General features: G+C 73.5%; 15 protein-coding genes. 12 read left to right on the forward strand and 3 right to left on the reverse strand.

Features of this window, described 5'->3' with window-relative positions; genetic code table 11:
• Positions 1-51 precede the first annotated feature (51 nt).
• From FZC61_RS19960 to FZC61_RS19970, 3 genes are all read left to right on the forward strand, one after another.
• Positions 52-1,170, forward strand: a complete 1,119-nt coding sequence (locus tag FZC61_RS19960) for a sensor histidine kinase (protein ID WP_148615944.1) — start codon at positions 52-54, stop codon at positions 1,168-1,170.
• The gene (locus tag FZC61_RS19965) at positions 1,167-1,820 is read left to right on the forward strand and encodes a response regulator (RefSeq protein WP_148615945.1); all 654 of its coding nucleotides are present in this window, start codon (positions 1,167-1,169) and stop codon (positions 1,818-1,820) included. The genes FZC61_RS19960 and FZC61_RS19965 overlap by 4 nt, the downstream gene beginning before the upstream one ends.
• Before the next feature lie 150 nt (positions 1,821-1,970).
• Entirely contained in the window at positions 1,971-2,582 is a 612-nt protein-coding gene (locus FZC61_RS19970; protein ID WP_148615946.1) for a hypothetical protein, read from the forward strand.
• A 222-nt stretch (positions 2,583-2,804) separates the two neighbouring features.
• On the opposite strand, the gene FZC61_RS19975 is transcribed toward FZC61_RS19970, so the two are convergent.
• Entirely contained in the window at positions 2,805-3,212 is a 408-nt protein-coding gene (locus FZC61_RS19975) for a hypothetical protein (protein ID WP_148615947.1), read from the reverse strand.
• 264 nt (positions 3,213-3,476) lie between these two features.
• On the opposite strand from FZC61_RS19975, the gene FZC61_RS19980 reads away from it, so the two are divergent.
• The 3 genes from FZC61_RS19980 to FZC61_RS19990 are packed head-to-tail and all read left to right on the forward strand — an operon-like array spanning position 3,477 to position 8,619.
• Positions 3,477-4,436 (forward strand): ABC transporter ATP-binding protein, encoded by a 960-nt coding sequence (locus FZC61_RS19980; protein WP_148615948.1) that lies wholly within the window; start codon positions 3,477-3,479, stop codon positions 4,434-4,436.
• A complete protein-coding gene (locus tag FZC61_RS19985) occupies positions 4,433-5,812 on the forward strand; it encodes an ABC transporter permease (protein ID WP_148615949.1) in 1,380 nt (459 codons plus the stop codon). Before FZC61_RS19980 ends, FZC61_RS19985 begins: the two co-directional genes overlap by 4 nt.
• Positions 5,809-8,619 carry an alkaline phosphatase family protein gene (locus FZC61_RS19990; protein WP_148615950.1) on the forward strand — a complete coding sequence of 937 codons (2,811 nt, stop codon included), beginning with the start codon at positions 5,809-5,811 and terminating at the stop codon, positions 8,617-8,619. Before FZC61_RS19985 ends, FZC61_RS19990 begins: the two co-directional genes overlap by 4 nt.
• A gap of 81 nt (positions 8,620-8,700) precedes the next feature.
• On the opposite strand, the gene FZC61_RS19995 is transcribed toward FZC61_RS19990, so the two are convergent.
• Together FZC61_RS19995 and FZC61_RS20000 are read right to left on the reverse strand one after the other, a co-directional pair.
• A complete protein-coding gene (locus tag FZC61_RS19995) occupies positions 8,701-9,966 on the reverse strand; it encodes a DUF1501 domain-containing protein (protein ID WP_148615951.1) in 1,266 nt (421 codons plus the stop codon).
• A 10-nt stretch (positions 9,967-9,976) separates the two neighbouring features.
• On the reverse strand, positions 9,977-11,896 hold the full coding sequence (locus FZC61_RS20000; protein ID WP_148615952.1) for a DUF1800 domain-containing protein: 1,920 nt from the start codon (positions 11,894-11,896) through the stop codon (positions 9,977-9,979).
• A gap of 328 nt (positions 11,897-12,224) precedes the next feature.
• On the opposite strand from FZC61_RS20000, the gene FZC61_RS20005 reads away from it, so the two are divergent.
• The 6 genes from FZC61_RS20005 to FZC61_RS20030 all read left to right on the forward strand — a co-directional run bounded on the left by FZC61_RS20005 (position 12,225) and on the right by FZC61_RS20030 (position 17,113).
• Positions 12,225-12,428, forward strand: coding sequence for a cold-shock protein (locus FZC61_RS20005; protein ID WP_148615953.1), 204 nt, complete (start codon positions 12,225-12,227; stop codon positions 12,426-12,428).
• 100 nt (positions 12,429-12,528) lie between these two features.
• Positions 12,529-13,524, forward strand: coding sequence for a 5'-3' exonuclease (locus FZC61_RS20010; protein WP_148615954.1), 996 nt, complete (start codon positions 12,529-12,531; stop codon positions 13,522-13,524).
• A gap of 290 nt (positions 13,525-13,814) precedes the next feature.
• On the forward strand, positions 13,815-14,381 hold the full coding sequence (locus tag FZC61_RS20015; protein ID WP_148615955.1) for a hypothetical protein: 567 nt from the start codon (positions 13,815-13,817) through the stop codon (positions 14,379-14,381).
• A complete protein-coding gene (locus FZC61_RS20020; protein WP_148615956.1) occupies positions 14,378-15,835 on the forward strand; it encodes a ferredoxin reductase family protein in 1,458 nt (485 codons plus the stop codon). Before FZC61_RS20015 ends, FZC61_RS20020 begins: the two co-directional genes overlap by 4 nt.
• A 4-nt stretch (positions 15,836-15,839) precedes the next feature.
• A complete protein-coding gene (locus FZC61_RS20025; protein WP_148615957.1) occupies positions 15,840-16,328 on the forward strand; it encodes an FMN-binding protein in 489 nt (162 codons plus the stop codon).
• 8 nt (positions 16,329-16,336) lie between these two features.
• Positions 16,337-17,113: an FAD:protein FMN transferase gene (locus FZC61_RS20030; RefSeq protein ID WP_246142815.1), complete on the forward strand. Its 777-nt coding sequence runs from the start codon at positions 16,337-16,339 to the stop codon at positions 17,111-17,113.
• The last annotated feature ends 13 nt before the right edge of the window (positions 17,114-17,126 follow it).

A 17,126-nucleotide genomic window follows, 5' to 3' on the forward strand; every position in this document is an offset into this window, starting at 1 on the left:
ACTTCGCCCGCGCGCGGTGATCGGCGCCGAGCGGCTTCCTAGACTCGGGCCATGCTCGACCGGCGTATCAGCGACCCGCTGCGGGTCGTCGACGCGATCCCGCTGGTCGTCTACGCCCTCATCCTGCCGGCCGGCCTCGGCCTCGGTGACGCCGACGTGACGGGTCGCGAGGGCCGCGCGCGCGTCACCGGGCTCGTCGTCGGCTGTCTCCTGCTCATGCTGCTCGAGGTCCGCTGGCGCATCCGCCCCGAAGGACCACGGACAGCGTGGGGCCTGGCCGTGCGACTCGTCCTGCTCACGGTGGTGGCGCTGAGCGACACCTCCGGCCTCTCGAGAGCGGTCTTCGTCCTGGTGCCCTTCCTCGCGGTCGTGGCGTACGGCGTCAGGCGCGGTGCGGTCGTCGCAGCGGGCGCACTCGCCCTGGTCGCCGCGACCCTGGCGCTCAACCCGCCCGACTACGACCAGGCCGGGCCGCTGCCCGACGTCCTCATGCTGGGGATCGGCATCATGCTCGCCGTGACGATGGCGGCGGTGGCGCACGAGGCCGAGCAGAGCCGGGTGCAGATCGCCGGTCTCGCAGCCGCCGCCGAACGGGCCCGGTTGGCGCGCGAGATCCACGACAGCCTCGGTCATCACCTCACCGCCATCTCCCTGCAGCTGGACAAGGCGACGGTGCTCGGCGCGACCGACCGCGAGTCGTCCGACCGGGCGGTCCTGGCCGCCCGCGAGTCGACGCGCTCGGCGTTGCGTGACGTCCGCACGTCCGTGGGGGCCCTGCGGGGTCAGCTCCGCGTCCCCAGCCTCGGCACGGCGCTGCACGAGCTCGCGCAGCAGGTCCGCGACGACCGGCTCGACGTCGCCCTGGAGATCGTGGGGACCGAGCGGGACCTCGACGAGGCGACCCGCACGACGATGTTCAGGGCGGCCCAGGAGGCCCTGACCAACGTACGCCGCCACAGCGGGGCGACCCGCGCGGAGCTGGTGGTCGAGTTCGCGCCGGCCGCCACGGTGCTGACCGTCCGCGACGACGGCGACGGGTTCCGCGACGGTTCACACGACGGCCACGGGCTGACGGGGATGCGTGAACGGGTCGTGGAGGTCGGTGGCGTGCTGGAGGTCTCGAGCGAGCGCGGTCGCGGCTCGACGGTGCGCGTGGTGGTCACCGGATGACCGGCCGAGGACGCCACGACAGCACCGCGCCGGTGCGGGTGGTCGTGGTGGACGACCAGGACCTGGTCAGGGACGGGCTGGTGTCGGTGCTGTCGCAGCAGGACGGCATCGAGGTGGTGGGTGACGCCGCCGACGGGGAGCAGGCGATCACGGTCGTGACCCGACTGGCGCCCGATGTCGTGCTGATGGACGCGCGCATGCCTGTGCTCGACGGTATCGCAGCCACCGCTCGCCTGAAGGACGTCCTTCCGACGAGCCGCGTCGTGATCCTGACGACCTTCGACGACGCCGACCTCGTCGGTGATGCGCTCGCCGCCGGCGCCGTGGGGTACCTCCTGAAGGACCTGCCGACCCAGGACCTCGCCGACGCCGTACGCCTCGCGGCGGCGGGGGTGGGTCAGTTCTCCGGCGCCGTCACCCGCTCGCTCACCGTGCACCGCCCGCCCCGCACGCCCGAGATCGACCTCTCGCCGCGCGAGCTCGACGTCCTGCGGCTGATCGGTACCGGTGCCACCAACCGCCAGATCGCCGCCCGACTCCACGTGAGCGAGGGGACGGTCAAGAACCACGTCTCACGGATCCTGGTCGGACTCGGTCTGCGCGACCGCACCCAAGCGGCCCTGTGGGCGCGCGACGTCGGCCTGCTCTGACCGCTCTGACCACCCCACGGCGCCCGGCCGGGCGCCGACCCGGACCTGGCCGATGGTCACGACCGGTGTGGCTGCTGGGCACTTCTGGTCGGCCGTCGTCGACTCCTAGCGTCAGGGCGTCCCGATTCGACCGATCCCTGGAGGCTCGTCATGACCATCTCGCCCGTTCTTCGCCTCAGCGCCGTCTGCGGCTTCCTGAGCGGACTCTTGATCGCCGTGCCCGGCGTGATCGACGGCTTCGTCGGTGAGTCGACCACCACCAGTGTCCTGCTCAGCTTCTCGCCTGCGCTCGCCATCGTCCTCGTGGTCGGCCTCCACGCCACCCAGGTGGAGCGCGCCGGGCGCTTCGGTGTCCTGGCCTACGGAGTCAACCTCGTCGGGACGGGGTTGTTCGCCGGGGTGGCGTTCGCTCTCAACGGCGTGCTGTTCTTCCTCGACGACGCCACCGTGACCGAGCTGCGGAACGGGCCGACCGGCGTCCTGCTGGCCGTCGACGGACTGATCTTCGTCGTGGGGGCCGTGCTGTTCGGGGCCTCGCTGATCCGCGCGGGCGTCCACCCGCGCCCGGCAGCGTGGACCTACACCCTCGCCGTCCCGGCCCTCGCGGTCACCTCGAGGCTGGAGGAGTCGCCTGGCACCGCCTTGGTCCACCTGCTGGTGGGTGGCAGCATGGTCGCTCTGGCCTGGGGTCTCTGGCGGACCGCCCCGCTGCAGGCACCGGTCGAGCCGGTGCCCGCGGGGCGAGTCGGATCCGTTTCGTAGCACGGATCGCCGAGGTCGGCCAAGACCCCGTGCGCAGCTGGTGGTGCGCAGCGCCGAGGGGAAGCCGTGCGGGGCGGGCCACGCAGCGTGAGCAGTCCTGCGGCGTCGTCGGGCGACTCAGTCGGCCGACCCGGTCGACCCGGTCGACCCGGTCGACCCTGAGGGCCCCGTGACGACCGCCGCCACGTGGCGGGGGGCCTGTCGGTCGTGGGCCGGACCGGGTCACCAGATGGCGTAGGTCCGCGACCACCAGTGGCGTCCGTCGGTGATGCAGCGGCGCCAGCCGGCGGCGCACAGCTCCACGTCGAGCTCGTCGAGGCGGGCCAGGGCGATCTCCAGCCAGACGCCGTCAGGGTCCTGGACCTCGTCGAGGTCGGCCACCCTCATCCCGGGGAACGTCGCCCCGGTCGCCACGTCGTCGGCCGCGTCGTCGCCGTCGTCGCACGCGCGTGCCACGAAGCGCAGCGGCGTGCTGCCGTAGGAGCCCCCCAGGGTGGTGAGCAGCGACCGCAACCGGGAGTGCGGGCCGACCTCCTCGAGATGGACCTCGGCGGTCCGCACCCGTGTCGTCGCGGGTGCCGCCCGGTGGGTCGGGCCGCCCCCTCGGCGTACCCGGCCGGTGGCTCGCATCGCATCTCCCCCTCGTCAGCCGCGCGGCGCCACTGCGCCACCCCGTCGGTCCCCCCTGTCGACACCTTTCGCCGTGCGTCCGGCACCCGACAGGGCCCTTGGACCCGAGTCGGGCCCGACGCAGGGCTCGACCTCCCGAAGGTGCGACTGCCGTTCGCCGTTCGTTCGCCGCAGGGACCGTGCCCGGCCACGGGGGCTGCCTAACGTCGTCGTCGTTGCGCAGGTGCCGGTGGTTCTCGGGTGGCCCTGCCGGACGGAGGAAGCATGCAGTCGACCGCAGCGGTCCGGGCGCGCGGTGTCACCAAGACCTACGACGACGTGATCGCCCTCGACGGGCTCCACCTCGACGTCGCCGCGGGTCAGGTCCACGGGCTCATCGGCCCCAACGGCGCCGGCAAGACGACGCTGCTGGGGCTGCTCCTGGGGCTCGGGGTGCCCGACTCCGGCACCTTGGAGGTGCTCGGGACGCCGGTCGGCCGGGCGCTCGCGCTCCCCTCGCGCGTCGCGGGCTTCGTCGACGGCCCCGGCCTCTACCCGACCCTCACGGCCCGCCAGAACCTGACCGCCCTCGTCTCGCTGCGCGGTGGGCGCGGTGGGTCTCGCCACGACGTACGCCGCGAGGTCGGCACGCTGCTGGACCGCGTCGGTCTCGGCGAGGTCGCCGACGACCAGGTCCGGGGCTTCTCCCTCGGCATGCGGCAGCGCCTCGGCCTGGCCGCCGCACTGCTCGGCGACCCGCGGCTGCTCGTGCTCGACGAGCCCGCCAACGGTCTCGACCCGGTCGGCAAGCGCCAGGTGCACGAGGTGCTCAGCGACCTCGCCGACGACGGCGCGACCGTCATCATCTCCAGCCACCAGATGGACGACCTCGCGGCGCTGTGCCACGAGGTCACCCTGCTCGCCACGGGTCGGGTGGTGTTCTCGGGCCCGGTGAGCAAGCTGGCGGCCGAGAACGACGAGCTCGACTACCGGCTCGTCACCTCCGACCCGCAGCGCACGCGCGACCTCGCGGCCGCCGTACCGGCGCTGCGTCCGTCCACGGCACGCCGGGCGCCGTCGCAGACCGACGGAGCGCTCGTCCTGCGCGGGTCCGAGGCCGCCGTCGACGAGCTGGTGGCCCGGCTGGTGACCGCCGGCGTCGCGATCCGCGAGCTCGGGCCGGTGGTCCCGCCGCTCGAGGCGGCCTTCCTGGCGCTGACCGGCACCCCGGGCGCTGCTCGATGACGACGACCGCTGAGAGGGCCGGGGCCGCGACGAGCGCCAACCCGGTCGTCCGCCCCGTGGCCCTGCGCCGGGCCTACCGCTTCGAGCTGGTCAAGCTCTTCTCGCAGTGGCGCATGCGCCTGGTGCTGCTGGCCTGCCTGCTCGCCCCGGCCGTCTACACCGCCGTGGTCAGCCGCCAGACCTCGCTGCCGGCCGACGCCGTCTACGGCCGCTGGATGAACCAGTCGGGGTGGGCCGGATCCCTGGTGGTCCTGGTGTTCGTGGGCACCCTCGTGCTGCCGCTCCTCACCAGCGTCGTCGCGGGTGACGTGTTCGCCGTCGAGGACCGGCTCGGGACCTGGCGCAGCCTGCTGGTGGCCGTCGGCTCGGCTCCCCGGATCTTCTGGGCCAAGACGCTGGCCGCCCTCACGGTGACCCTGGCGCTGCTCGTCGCCCTCGCGGTCTCCTCGACCGTGGGGGGCCTGCTCTCGATCGGCTCCCACCCGCTGCCCGGGCTCGACGGGCACCTCATGGTGGCCGGCGAGCTGGCCCGCACGGTCGCGCTGGCGTGGCTGCTCGCGGTCCCGCCCACCCTGGCCTTCTTCGCGCTGGGCCTGCTGGGGTCGGTGGCCCTGGGGCGCTCCCCGCTCGGGCTGCTGATGCCGGTGGTGGTCGCGCTCGTCCTGCAGGGCCTGCAGCTGCTGCCGGTGCCGGTCGCGCTGCGCGTCGCGCTGCCGACCAGCGCCTTCCTCGGCTACCGCGGCCTGCTCACCTCACCGACCCAGCTCGACCCCGTGTGGGCCGGGGTCGCGGTGAGCGCGGCCTGGGTGGCACTGGCCACGGGGTTGGCCTACCGGCTCTTCACCCGCCGCGACTTCACCGACCTCGGCCACGCGGGCGCCGGACGCCGCCTCGTCGCGGTCGGGCTGCTGCCGCTGGTCGGGCTGGTCGCGGCGACGACCCTCGTCGTGGCCACGGCGACCGGGGCGACCGGGTCCGGGGTCGAGCGCCCCCGGCTGGAGGCCGCCCTCGCGACGTCGTTCTCGTCCCTCTACGTGCTGCAGACCGACGAGCTCAACCGCCCGCCGGTCACCACCGCCCAGCTGCAGACCACCGCACGCTGCGACAAGGGCGGCGAACGCGTCGACGACACCGGCCCCGGCAGCGACTGGCGCTGCGTCGTGACCTGGACCCTGCCCGGGTCGACCGCCACCGGCACCGCGATCTACCAGCTCGACGTGACCGCCGACGGGCGCTTCGTCGCCGACGGCGACGGCCCGCAGGAGGTCAACGGCTACTTCATGGTCCGCGTCCCCACCGGGGACGCGCCCAACCCCCTCTGGCAGTTCGACGGCTTCGTCGACCTGCTCCACCCCGCTGAGAGAGGTCCCTCATGAATGTCATGCGCAACCGCACGGTGAAACCGGCCGAACGGCCCTTCACCCGACCCCTCACCCGGTTGTTCAGCCGCCGGGTGCCCGCTGTCCTCGCCGTCAGCGGGCTGGCCCTGACGCTCACCGGTGTCGCCTACGCCGCCGGGGACTTCGGCGACCGGCAGGTCGGCACCGAGTACGCCGACGGCCTGCAGGTCTCGTCCAACCAGGTCCTCAAGCCGCTCGGCGAGCGGCTGATGACGCCCTACGGCAAGTTCATGGGCTCGACCGTCAGCCCCGACGGCCGCTTCCTGGCCGCGACGTCCAACGACCGCTCGGTCTCGCTGCAGGTCTTCGACCTGACGTCGTACCGACTGATCTGGCGCGGCGGGACCGCCGCCGGTGTCGACGCGCGCCTGTCCGACAACACCGTCGGCCAGGAGGGTCCGCTCTACTCCCCCGACGGCACCTTCCTCTGGATGCCCAACGCCACCGGGCTCACCCGCTTCCCGGTCAACGCCGACGGCACCCTCGGCACCGGCACCAGGTTCGCCCTGCCCACGATCGGGGACCAGAAGGCGCTGACGGCCGGTCTGGCCTACTCCGCCGACGGCTCGACGCTGTACGCCGCCCTCAACGGCCAGAACACCGTCGTCGCCCTCGACCCGGTCACCGGCGCCGTGAAGCAGACCTGGGACGTCGGGGTCGCCCCCCGGCAGGTCGAGGTCGTGGGCAGCGAGCTCTACGTGAGCGACGAGGGTGGACGCCGGGCCCGCGCGAGCGACGACACCCAGGACTCCTACGGCACCGCCGTCGCCGCCGACCCCTACCTCGGCACCTCGACCGACGGCACCCTCAGCGTCATCGACCTCACCGCCGCCGCCGCGGCGCCGCGTGAGATCGAGGTCGGCCTGCACCCCACCGCGATGTACCAGAGCGACGGCGTCCTCTACGTCACCAACACCAACGACGACACCGTCTCGGTCGTCGACACCGCCACCCACCAGGTCGTGCAGACGATCGCCACCCGCCCGTGGGAGGGCTCGCCGGTCGGCTACCAGCCCGACGCCGTCACGGTGCACGACGGCCGGCTCCTGGTGAGCCTGGGCCGCGCCAACGCGATCGCGGTCTACCGGCTGGGCACCAGCGCGCTCGACCCGGTCAGCTACGTCGGCCTCGTGCCGACCGACTACTACCCCGAGGACGTCTTCAGCGTCGGCGACGGGCTCGTCGTCGCCAACCGTCGCGGCATCGACGCGCGGGGCCCCCAGATCACCTTCGACAAGGGCTTCGGCACCACCCCGGCGACCGGCTACGGCACGCACGGCACGACGGCTTCCCTGACCCGGTTCACCCTCCCCTCCGACCGCGAGATCAAGGAGGTCCACACCCGGGCCGTCTTCGCCCAGAACGACTGGGGCATGGCCGACACCGACGTCAAGCACGCCACGGGCAAGCGGGCCAAGGCCGTCGCGGTGCCCCGGCGCATCGGGGACCCCTCGACGATCAAGCACGTCTTCATGCTCGTGAAGGAGAACCGCACCTACGACCAGGTCCACGGCGACATGCCCGAGGGCAACGGCGACCCGTCGCTCGCGCAGTTCGGCGAGCAGGTGACGCCCAACATCCACGCGCTGTCGCGCCAGTTCGGCCTCTACGACAACACCTACGACATCGGCACCAACTCCGCCGAGGGCCACAACTGGATCATGCAGGGCGACGACCCGGAGTACACCGAGTCCAGCGCCGGTGAGTACGTGCGCAGCTACGACACCGAGGAGGACGTCCTGGGCCACCAGCGGTCCGGCTTCCTGTGGACCGCGATCCAGTCGGCCGGCCACACGGCCCGCAACTACGGCGAGTTCATCTACACCGAGGGCAAGCCGGCCGGCACCTGGCAGCAGTACTACTGCGCGAGCCGCAGCGTCGAGGCCGGCGGCGACCCCGCCCAGCTGACCACGCCCGACCTCAAGGGCGACTACGGCTCGGTGATCCCGTCGCTCAACGCGATCACCAACCCGACCTCGCCGCCGTTCGACATGTCGGTGCCCGACCTCTACCGCTACTCGATCTGGAAGCAGGACTTCGAGGCCAACGGACCGGCCGACTTCAACATGGTGTGGCTCTCCGACGACCACACCGGTGGGCCCGTGACCTCGCGGTCCAACGTGGCCGGCGGTGACCTGGCGCTCGGCAAGATCGTCGACACGATCACCCACAGCCGCTACTGGAAGGACTCCGCGATCTTCGTCCTCGAGGACGACAGCCAGAACGGGCCCGACCACGTCGACGGCCACCGGGCGCCGATCCAGGTGATCAGCCCCTGGGCCACCCACGGCCGGACGGTCTCGACCTACTACTCCCAGATCTCGATGGTCCGCACGATCGAGCAGATCCTGGGCGCCGAGCCGCTCAACCAGAAGGTCGCCGCCGCAGCCCCCATGTACGACGCCTTCGCCGCCAAGAAGCCGGACTACACGCCGTACACCGCGCGGGCCAACCGGGTCTCCCTCACCGAGAACATCGCGGTCCCGCCGGCCTGCGGCCTCGACACCCCGGCCGGCAGCCGGGCCGCCCGGTCAGCGGCGCGGTCGACGGCGTCGGCGGCGAGCCCGCAGGTGACGTCGTACGCGACGGCCTGGCAGGAGTGGGCCTCACGCCAGCACCTGAGCGGTTCCCACGCCCGGCCCGACTTCGCCAACCCCGAGCTGATGAACCGGTTCACCTGGTACGACGCCCACCACTGGGACCTGCCCTACCCGGGCGACGCACGGGTGTACCTGCCCAGCGAGGTGCCGGGCGCGGCCCTGCCCGGCTCGGACGTCGACTGAGCGACCGCCGTACTGACCACCGTGAGGGCTCCGGAACCTGCCGGGGCCCTCACGGTCGGGGGCCGGACTCCCGTGCCGGGGTCACAGCGAGGTCATGAACCCCAGTGTCTGCGGGGACAACCCCGGGAAGACCTGCGCGGTGGAGGCGCCCATCCGGGTCGTCACGACCTCGTTGAGCACGCTGCGGTAGTCGGTGGTGACCAGCAGGTCGGCGTCGGTCGTCTTGGTCAGGCCGGGCCACGTGCCGTAGTAGCCCCCCTTGACCCCAGCGCCCATCGTGAACATCACGTTGCCGTAGCCGTGGTCGAGGCCCTGGTTGGCGTTCTCCACGACCCGGCGCCCGAACTCGCTGATCGTCACCAGGGTGACCTTGGCGGCCAGCGGTCCCAGGTCGGTGAAGAAGGCCGCCACGGAGCCGGCGAAGTCGGCCGCCATCGCCTTGAGGTTGCCGTTGTCGGGCTGGCCGATCCAGGTGTGGTGGTCCCAGGACCCGTGGTCGACGGTGATGATCTCGGCCCCGACGTCGGCGCGGATCGTGCGCGCCGAGGCGCGCAACGCCTTGGCCAGGTCGGTCGAGGGGTACGACGCCCCGTTCTGCGGGGTGTCCGCGGACGCCCGGACGGGCGCGAAGTCGGTGACGACGTCGAGGGCCGAGTGCAGGCCGGCCGCGAGGTCCCCGGTCGCTCCCGACCAGGCGGCGCTCAGCGCGGCGCGACGCGGCGCGTCGTTGCTCCCGTCCGACGCAGCCAGGCGGACGTCGTCGACCCCGGAGGTGACCAGGACCGGCTCCGGGCCGACCACGGCCGCGTTGGGCACCCCGCCGCCCATCTGGATCGCCTCGATCGGCGACCCGGTCCCGTCGCGGCCCACCAGACGGTTGAGCCAGCCGACGCGTGCCGGCGAGCCCGGGTCGGCGTCCTCGAGCTCCTCCATCGCGGAGAAGTGGGAGCGGTTGGCCACCGGGAGGCCGGCGGCGTGCACGGCGGCGACCTGCCCGGCGTTCCACAGGGGCAGCAGCGGGGCGAGCGCGGGGTGCAGCCCGAACATGCCGTTCTTGACCAGCAGACGGTCCGAGGGCACCGCGATCGAGGGCCGTGCGGAGTAGTAGACGGGGTCGGCGTGCGGGACGACCAGGCTCAGTCCGTCGGCCGCGCCGCGCATCGACAGCACGACCAGGACCTGCTGGGCCGGCTCCGCGGCGTACGCCGTCTGGGCCACGGTGGTGCCGTAGGCGACCGTCGCGGCGGTGGCGCCGCCGAGCGCGAGCGAACCGCGCAGGAACCCGCGGCGCGAGGTGCCGCGGTAGTCCTCGCAGCACGAGCCGGGGGTGCTGGGGGTGGTCGTCACGGTTCCTCCGTCAGCGCTGCAGGTGGTCGGGGGTGTCGAGCAGGGTCGTCAGCAGCAGCGGCATCTTCCAGCGCAGGACCGGGTGGGCCGTGGTGATCGACTCGGCCACACCGGTCTGGGTCACGGCGCACGCGGCCTGGACCAGGCGGTCGGGCGCGTGCTTGCCGAGCAGCTGGGTGCACAGGTGGTCCACGAACGCGTCGAAGCGCATGCCCGGCACCGCCAGCCACGACTCGTAGGTGCGGTAGGTCATGTCCTCCTGAGGCCACCACCGCCCGGCCATGTTGTAGTGCGACTCGAACGAGGCGAGCACCCGCGAGGCCGACGACCACGACCCGTTGTCCCGCGGCGGTCCGTCGGGTCGACCCCACTGGAACGGGGAGTGGCCCAGGTCCATGCTCTGCCAGAGGATGACGTTGGCGGTCGAGCCGTAGTAGGTCGGCGGGGCGATCCTGGTGTCGAGCACGCGGTACGTCGCGACGACGTCGTCGGTGGGCTGGCGGACCTTCAGGCCGGCCGACGCCTTGAACTCCGGGTGCGCCACCAGGGCCAGGAGCACCGGCTTGATGGCCGTGTCGTGGTCGAGGTAGACCTGCGCGAGGTGGGCGACGAGCTCGTCGGACGGGTGGTCGGAGACGAACTGGAGGGCGAGCTTGCGGGCCAGCCGCTCGGCGGTGCGGGGGTGGTGCGCGAGGTAGGTGAGGTACTGCTGGGCGACCGCCCGACCGTCGGGGTCGGTGTTGGGGTGGGTGAAGCCGACGACCTGTACGGCCCCGGTCCAGTGGCTGGCGGGGTCGTACGCCGCGGCCCACGTGCGCCAGGCGTCGACGCGGTAGCCGGTGAGGATGCGAGCCGACGCCTTGACGTCGTCCTCGGTGTAGTTGCCGCGGCCCAGGGTGTGCAGCTCGAGCAGCTCGCGACCCAGGTTCTCGTTGGGGGCGCGCTTGGTCGAGCTGGCGTTGTCGAGCGAGATCCCCATCGCCGGGTGGGTGATCGCCTCGACGAGCATCTCGTCGAAGCGGCCCAGGGCGTGCGAGCGGATCATCTTCCCGTAGGCGGCGCGGTAGGTGTAGACGCCGTCGTCGTAGACCGGCACGTGCAGGTGGTTCTCCCAGAACTCCGCCATCACCTCCAGGACCTGGCGCTGCGAGTAGATGCGGCGCACCAGGCACCAGCGGGCGTAGTTCTCCATCGCCTGCCAACCCCCCTCGACCCGGTCGCGGTCGCGCTGCGCGAGGGTGGCGGCGTCCAGGTCGATCGAGGTCCACCAGCCCTGGATGGCGTCGGCGTCGGCGTCGGGGATCCCCGCCGGGTCGAGCTGCTGGGCGAACCAGGCCTGCGGGCTGCCCGCCGCGCGCATCTGGGCGTGCAGCGCCGGGGTCATCGCGTAGGTGAACCGGTTGCCCAGGTGCAACGACTCGGCCGTCGGCAGCGGCGAGCTGACGAAGTCGGGGTCGGTCGGCGCGGGCTCGGTCGGGGCCGGCTCGGTCGGCGCGGGCTCGGTCGGCGCGGGCTCGGTCGGGGCCGGCTCGGTCGGCGCGGGCTCGGTCGGCGCGGGCTCGGTCGGCGCGGGCTCGGTCGGCGCGGGCTCGGTCGGCGCGGGCTCGGTCGGCGCGGGCTCGGTCGGCGCGGGCTCGGTCGGCGCGGGCTCGGTCGGGGCGGGCTCGGTCGGGGCGGGCGCCTGGTGGAAGCGGTGCTTGCACCGGTGCAGGTGGTGGCAGGTGTGGGACCGGTGCTTCTTGCACCGGTGCCAGTGCTGGCAGGTCCGGGCGTGGTGACGGCCGAGGGCGGCCTCGGCGGGCGCGGCCTCGATGGCCGGGGCCACGGCGACGGCGGCCAGGCCGGCCAGCAGGCTCCGGGACACCCCACGCCGGGTGAGCGGTCCCTCGGTGCGCTCGCGGACGGGCGGCGCGGGGCGCAGGTCGGTCACGGTCACTCCAGGAGACGTGGGGGCTCACCCGGAGTCTCGGAAGGCCACGACAGGGTCTTGAGGCCCCGCACCGATCGGTTTCGGGGCGCCGACGACGGGCGGCGCGAGCCTCGGCGCGAAACCGGGTGCGCGCCGAAACCCCGATATCGCTCCCGAGGTACTACTGTGGTCCTCGTTGAAGGGATGGCGCTGCAGGCCATCCGTGCCGCGCACCAAGTCGCGGCCCATGTTTCGTACTTCTGGTCTTCGGTTCGCTGGACATCAGCACAGTGGATGTCTTCAGCGGCTGGGCGCACAGTGCTCCCGGCACCGAACAAAGGAAAAGATCATGGCTCAGGGCACCGTCAAGTGGTTCAACGCTGACAAGGGCTTCGGCTTCATCGCGCAGGACGGCGGCGGCGAGGACGTGTTCGTCCACTTCTCCGCGATCCAGACGAGCGGCTACAAGTCCCTCGACGAGAACCAGAAGGTCGAGTTCGACCTGGCCCAGGGTCCCAAGGGCCCCCAGGCCGAGAACGTCCGCATCGCCTGACGTCTCACTCTCACGAAAGGCCCCGACCGCTCTGCGGTCGGGGTCTTTCGCGTCGTCCGGCCTGACGCGCACGGGCCGGCCACCCTAGGCTGGGCGCCCGATGCCCACCTCCGACCCGGCTCCGCAACGTCTCCTGCTCGTCGTCGATGCGCCGTCGCTGCTGCACCGCAACCACCACGCCCGCGTCGGGTCCGACCTGCGCGACCTGGGCAACCGGCCCGCGTGGGCCCTGCACGGCATGCTGCGCCAGGTCCTCGAGGCCATCGACCGGTTCGACCCCGACCTGGCGGTGTTCGGGTTCGACGACCGGACCTCGTCGGTGCGATCAGCGACGTACCCGGACTACAAGGCGGGGCGGGCGCAGAAGCAGCCCGAGCTCGTCGACCAGCTCGACCGGGCGGCTGCGATGCTCACGGCGATGGGCCTGCACACCGTGACGCCCGCGGGTCTCGAGGCCGACGACGTGAGCGCGTCGGCGGCCGCCTGGGCCGAGCGCGAGGGCTGGCAGTGCGTGGTGGTGACCTCCGACCGCGACACCTTCGCCCACCTCAGTGCCTCGACCCGGGTGCTGCGCCTCATCGACGGCGGCATCCACGGCTCACCGCTGCTCGACCCCGCCCGCCTCTTCACGATGTACGGCGTCGCGGCCGAGCACTACCTCGACTACGCGGCGCTGCGCGGCGACGCGAGCGACAACCTCCCGGGGGTGTCGGGCATCGGCAAGAAGACCGCCGAGCTGCTGCTGGCCGGGATGGGGTCGATGCAGGAGGTGTGGGCCGACATCGAGCACGCCGGGGGCGCCAACCTGGTCGCGACCCTCGACTCGATCGCCGCCGAGCAGGGCGGGCGCCGCATCGGCGCCGGGGTGCTGAAGAAGCTCACGGCCCCGGGCGCCCGCGAGCAGTTCGAGTTCAACCGCTCGATGATGACCAGCCGCGCCGACGTCGACCTCGCGGTCTCCCCCGACGGGTCCGGCCCCGGCCGGCTGCCGGTCGATCCCGCCGCGGTGGCGCGGGTCGTCGGCTACCTCGGCGTCGCCGAGACGACCGAGCTGGCGCTGCGGGTGCTCACCCACCCCTCCACCGGCACGCCGTGACCCGTGGGCCGGAGCGCGCCACATCGCCTGACGCGCCCCGCGTCGACTTCCACCACCCCCGGCAGCAAGACCTGACCCACCCCGCGTCGAGTTCCGGTCGGGAAGGGGCGGAACGCGACGCACCCTGAGTCACTCGTTCCCCGCAGCACTCGTCGAACACGACGCACCCCGGGTCACTCGTCCCTGCACCACCTGACGTCAGCACACAGGTGGCTCACAAGGGCGTCAGAACCCGGGCCCAGGTCCCGCCGCCAGAGTCGTCCTCGAACAGACCACCGAGGAGGAACCCCGTGACCGACCCGTCCACCAGCGGCAACCGCTGGGAGCCCACCGCAGGCCCGGCCCCCGCAGGTCAGGCCCCCGCACCCCAGACCCCCGACGGCCCGCCCCCGGGCGCCACCGCGGTCCAGGACCCGCCGCCCCCGCCCCCGGCGGACGCGTGGGCCCCGCCGCCCGTGCCCCAGCGCCGCGGCCTGAAGGACCGCTGGCAACACGCTCCGCGCGGAGCCCGCCTCGGCGCGGGTGGCGCGGTGGCGTTCCTGCTGCTGGGCGTCGGCCTGGGCCTCTTCGCGCTCGGCCGCGGCACGGCCCCCGACGACGGCGGCCAGCCGGGCGGCGTCCGCGACGGGCACCTCGGCGACCGCGACCGTGGCTTCGACGGGGACGGCGACCTCGGCGGCCCGCGCGGTCTGCCGGGCCAGGGCACCGTCCCCGGCGGCACGGTCCCCGGCGGCACCCTGCCCGGCGGCGGCCCTGACGGCTTCGACCCGGGCCAGGACGACCAGAGCAGCGGCACGACGTCGTCGTGGTACGTCGTGCCGAGCCTCGTCGCCGGCACCGGCACGTCCGCGGCATGAGCCTCGTCGCGCCGCGCCCGGTGACCCCGGCAGCCTCCCCTTGCCGGCACTCCCCTGTCGCCCAGGCCGCCCGTGCACCCCGTGCACCCGGCCCGCTCGGGCAGCGGGCGCGCCGCGACGCCGTCGTACGCCACGCCGCCGGGGCGACCCTGTGGCTCAGCGTCCTGCTGGTCACCTCCTGGTGGGTCGCGGGCGGTGGGGTCCAGGACCTCGCGGCCCTCGGGGACGCCCTGACCTCGCTCGGGCGGCTCACCGGGCTGGTCGCCTCCGTGCTGCTCCTGGCCCAGGTGCTGCTGATGGCCCGGGTCCCCGCGCTCGAGGCCGCCTTCGGCCAGGACCGCCTGGCACGGACCCACCGCTGGGTCGGCTTCACGTCGTTGACCCTCATGGTGGCCCACGTCGTGCTCGTCACCTGGGGGTACGCCGCCGGCTCGCTGCTGCGCACCCCGGCGATGCTGTGGGAGCTCACGGTCGACCACCCCGGCATGCTGCTGGCCGCAGCCGGCACCGTGTGCCTGGTCATGGTGATGGTGACCAGCATCAAGGCGGCCCGCCGCCGGTTGCGCTACGAGTCGTGGCACCTGCTGCACCTGTACGCCTACCTCGGCGTCGGTCTGGCGCTCCCCCACCAGCTGTGGACCGGCCAGGAGCTGGTCTCCTCGCCGGCCCGCACGGTGCTCTGGTGGAGCGCGTGGGGGCTGACGGCCGCGGCCGTGCTGCTGTGGCGGGTCGCGCTGCCGCTGGCGCGCACCCTGCGTCACGGGCTGCGCGTCACCCGGGTCGTGCCCGAGGCCCCCGGCGTGGTGTCGGTCTACGTCACCGGCCGGCGCCTGCACGACCTCGGCGCCGAGGCCGGGCAGTTCCTGGTCTGGCGCTTCCTGGGGCGCCGCGGCTGGACCCGGGCCAACCCCTACTCCCTCTCGGCCGCCCCCGACGGTCGCAGCCTGCGGATCACCGTGCAGGACGTCGGCGACGGGAGCGGTGCTCTCGCGACCCTGCGGCCCGGCACCCGGGTCGCCGTCGAGGGCGCCTACGGGCGGCTCAGCCCCCGGGCCCGCAGCCGTCGCAAGGTCGCGCTCATCGGTGCCGGGGTCGGCCTGGCGCCCTTGCGCTCCCTGGCCGAGGGCCTCGACTACCGCCCGGGCGAGGCCGTCCTGCTGCACCGCCACACCCGACACCCCCTGTTCGCCGCGGAGCTGGACGTCCTGCGCCACGAGCGGGGCCTGGTCGTCGTCCCGCTCCCGGGGTCACGACGTGCTCCCGACTCGTGGCTCGGCGCCGGCGTCCACCCCCAGGTCGGCGACCTCCAGGCGCTGACGCACTGGGTGCCCGACGTCGCCGAGCGCGACGTCTACGTCTGCGGCCCGCAGGCGTGGACCGACCTGGTCCGCGCCGACCTCCTGCGTGCCGGGCTGCCGCCCGAGCACCTCCACCTCGAGACCTTTGGTTGGTGACCCCATGACTCGTATCTCCCTGTGGGCCCTGAGCACGCTCAGCGTCCTGGTCCTGCTGTTCGGCTACCACACCTCGACCGAGGGTGCGGCCACGGCGGCCGCACCCCCGGCGGCGTACTCCGGCACCCTGGCCGGCACGACGGACCCCACGACGGACCCCACCTCCAGCGGCTCCACCTCCGACGGCTCCACCTCCAGCGGCACGAGCGCCGGCACGAGCACCACCTACACCGGCGACAGCGCGCAGACCCAGTGGGGCCCGGTGCAGGTCGAGGTGAGCGTCGCCGACGGCACGATCACCGCGGTGCAGGTGCTGCAGTACCCCAGTGGCAACGGCAAGGACGCCGAGATCAACGGCTACGCGCTGCCGATCCTGGTGCAGTCGACCCTCGACGCCCAGAGCGCCGACATCGACATGGTCAGCGGCGCGACCGTGACCAGCGTCGGCTACGCGCAGTCGCTGCAGAGCGCGCTCGACCAGGCCGGCCTGTGAGTCGGGCTGTGAGCACCCCCTGGCGCGCGGTCGCGCAGGTGATGGGCCTGCCGGTCAGTGTCGCCCTGCGCGGTCGCCACGCGGGTGACCGCACCGGCCAGGACGCGTGGGCCGCGGTCGTCGCGGAGCTGCGTGAGGTCGACCGGGTGTTCAGCACCTACCGGGCCGACTCGGTGGTCTCTCGTCTCGACTCCGGCGAGCTGACCCTGGCCGAGGCCCCGCGGGAGGTGCACGAGGTGCTCGCCCTGGGCGAGCAGGCGCGCGTGGAGTCCGCCGGCGCCTTCGACGTACGACGTCGCACCGCGACGCGGACCCTGCGGCTCGACCCCAGCGGGGTGGTCAAGGGCTGGGCGGTGCAGCGGGCGTCGGCGCACCTGACCGCCCTGCCCGACACCGACTTCTGCCTGGGCGGCGGGGGCGACCTGGCGGCCCACGTGGCCGACCCGGGCGACCCGGCCTGGCAGGTCGGCATCGAGGACCCGCGTGACCCGTCGCGGCTCGTGGCGCGGGTGCCGCTGCGCCGCGGCGCGGTCGCGACCTCGGGGTCGGCCCACCGCGGCGCCCACGTCGTCGACGCCCGCACCGGTCGGGCTCCGGTCGGGGTGGCGTCGGTGACGGTCGTGGCCGGCGACCTGACCTGGGCCGACATCGACGCGACCGCGGCCTACGCGATGGGGCTCGACGGTCTGGACTGGCTGCGCGCACGGCCCGGCCGCTGCGGACTCGTGGTGCTCGACGACGGGACCACCCACGCCTTCGCCGTCAGACCCCCCGAGGCGGCCTGACGGCCAGGCGTAC

The sequence above is a fragment of the Nocardioides rubriscoriae genome, assembly GCF_008087085.1.
Lineage (GTDB): Bacteria > Actinomycetota > Actinomycetes > Propionibacteriales > Nocardioidaceae > Nocardioides > Nocardioides rubriscoriae.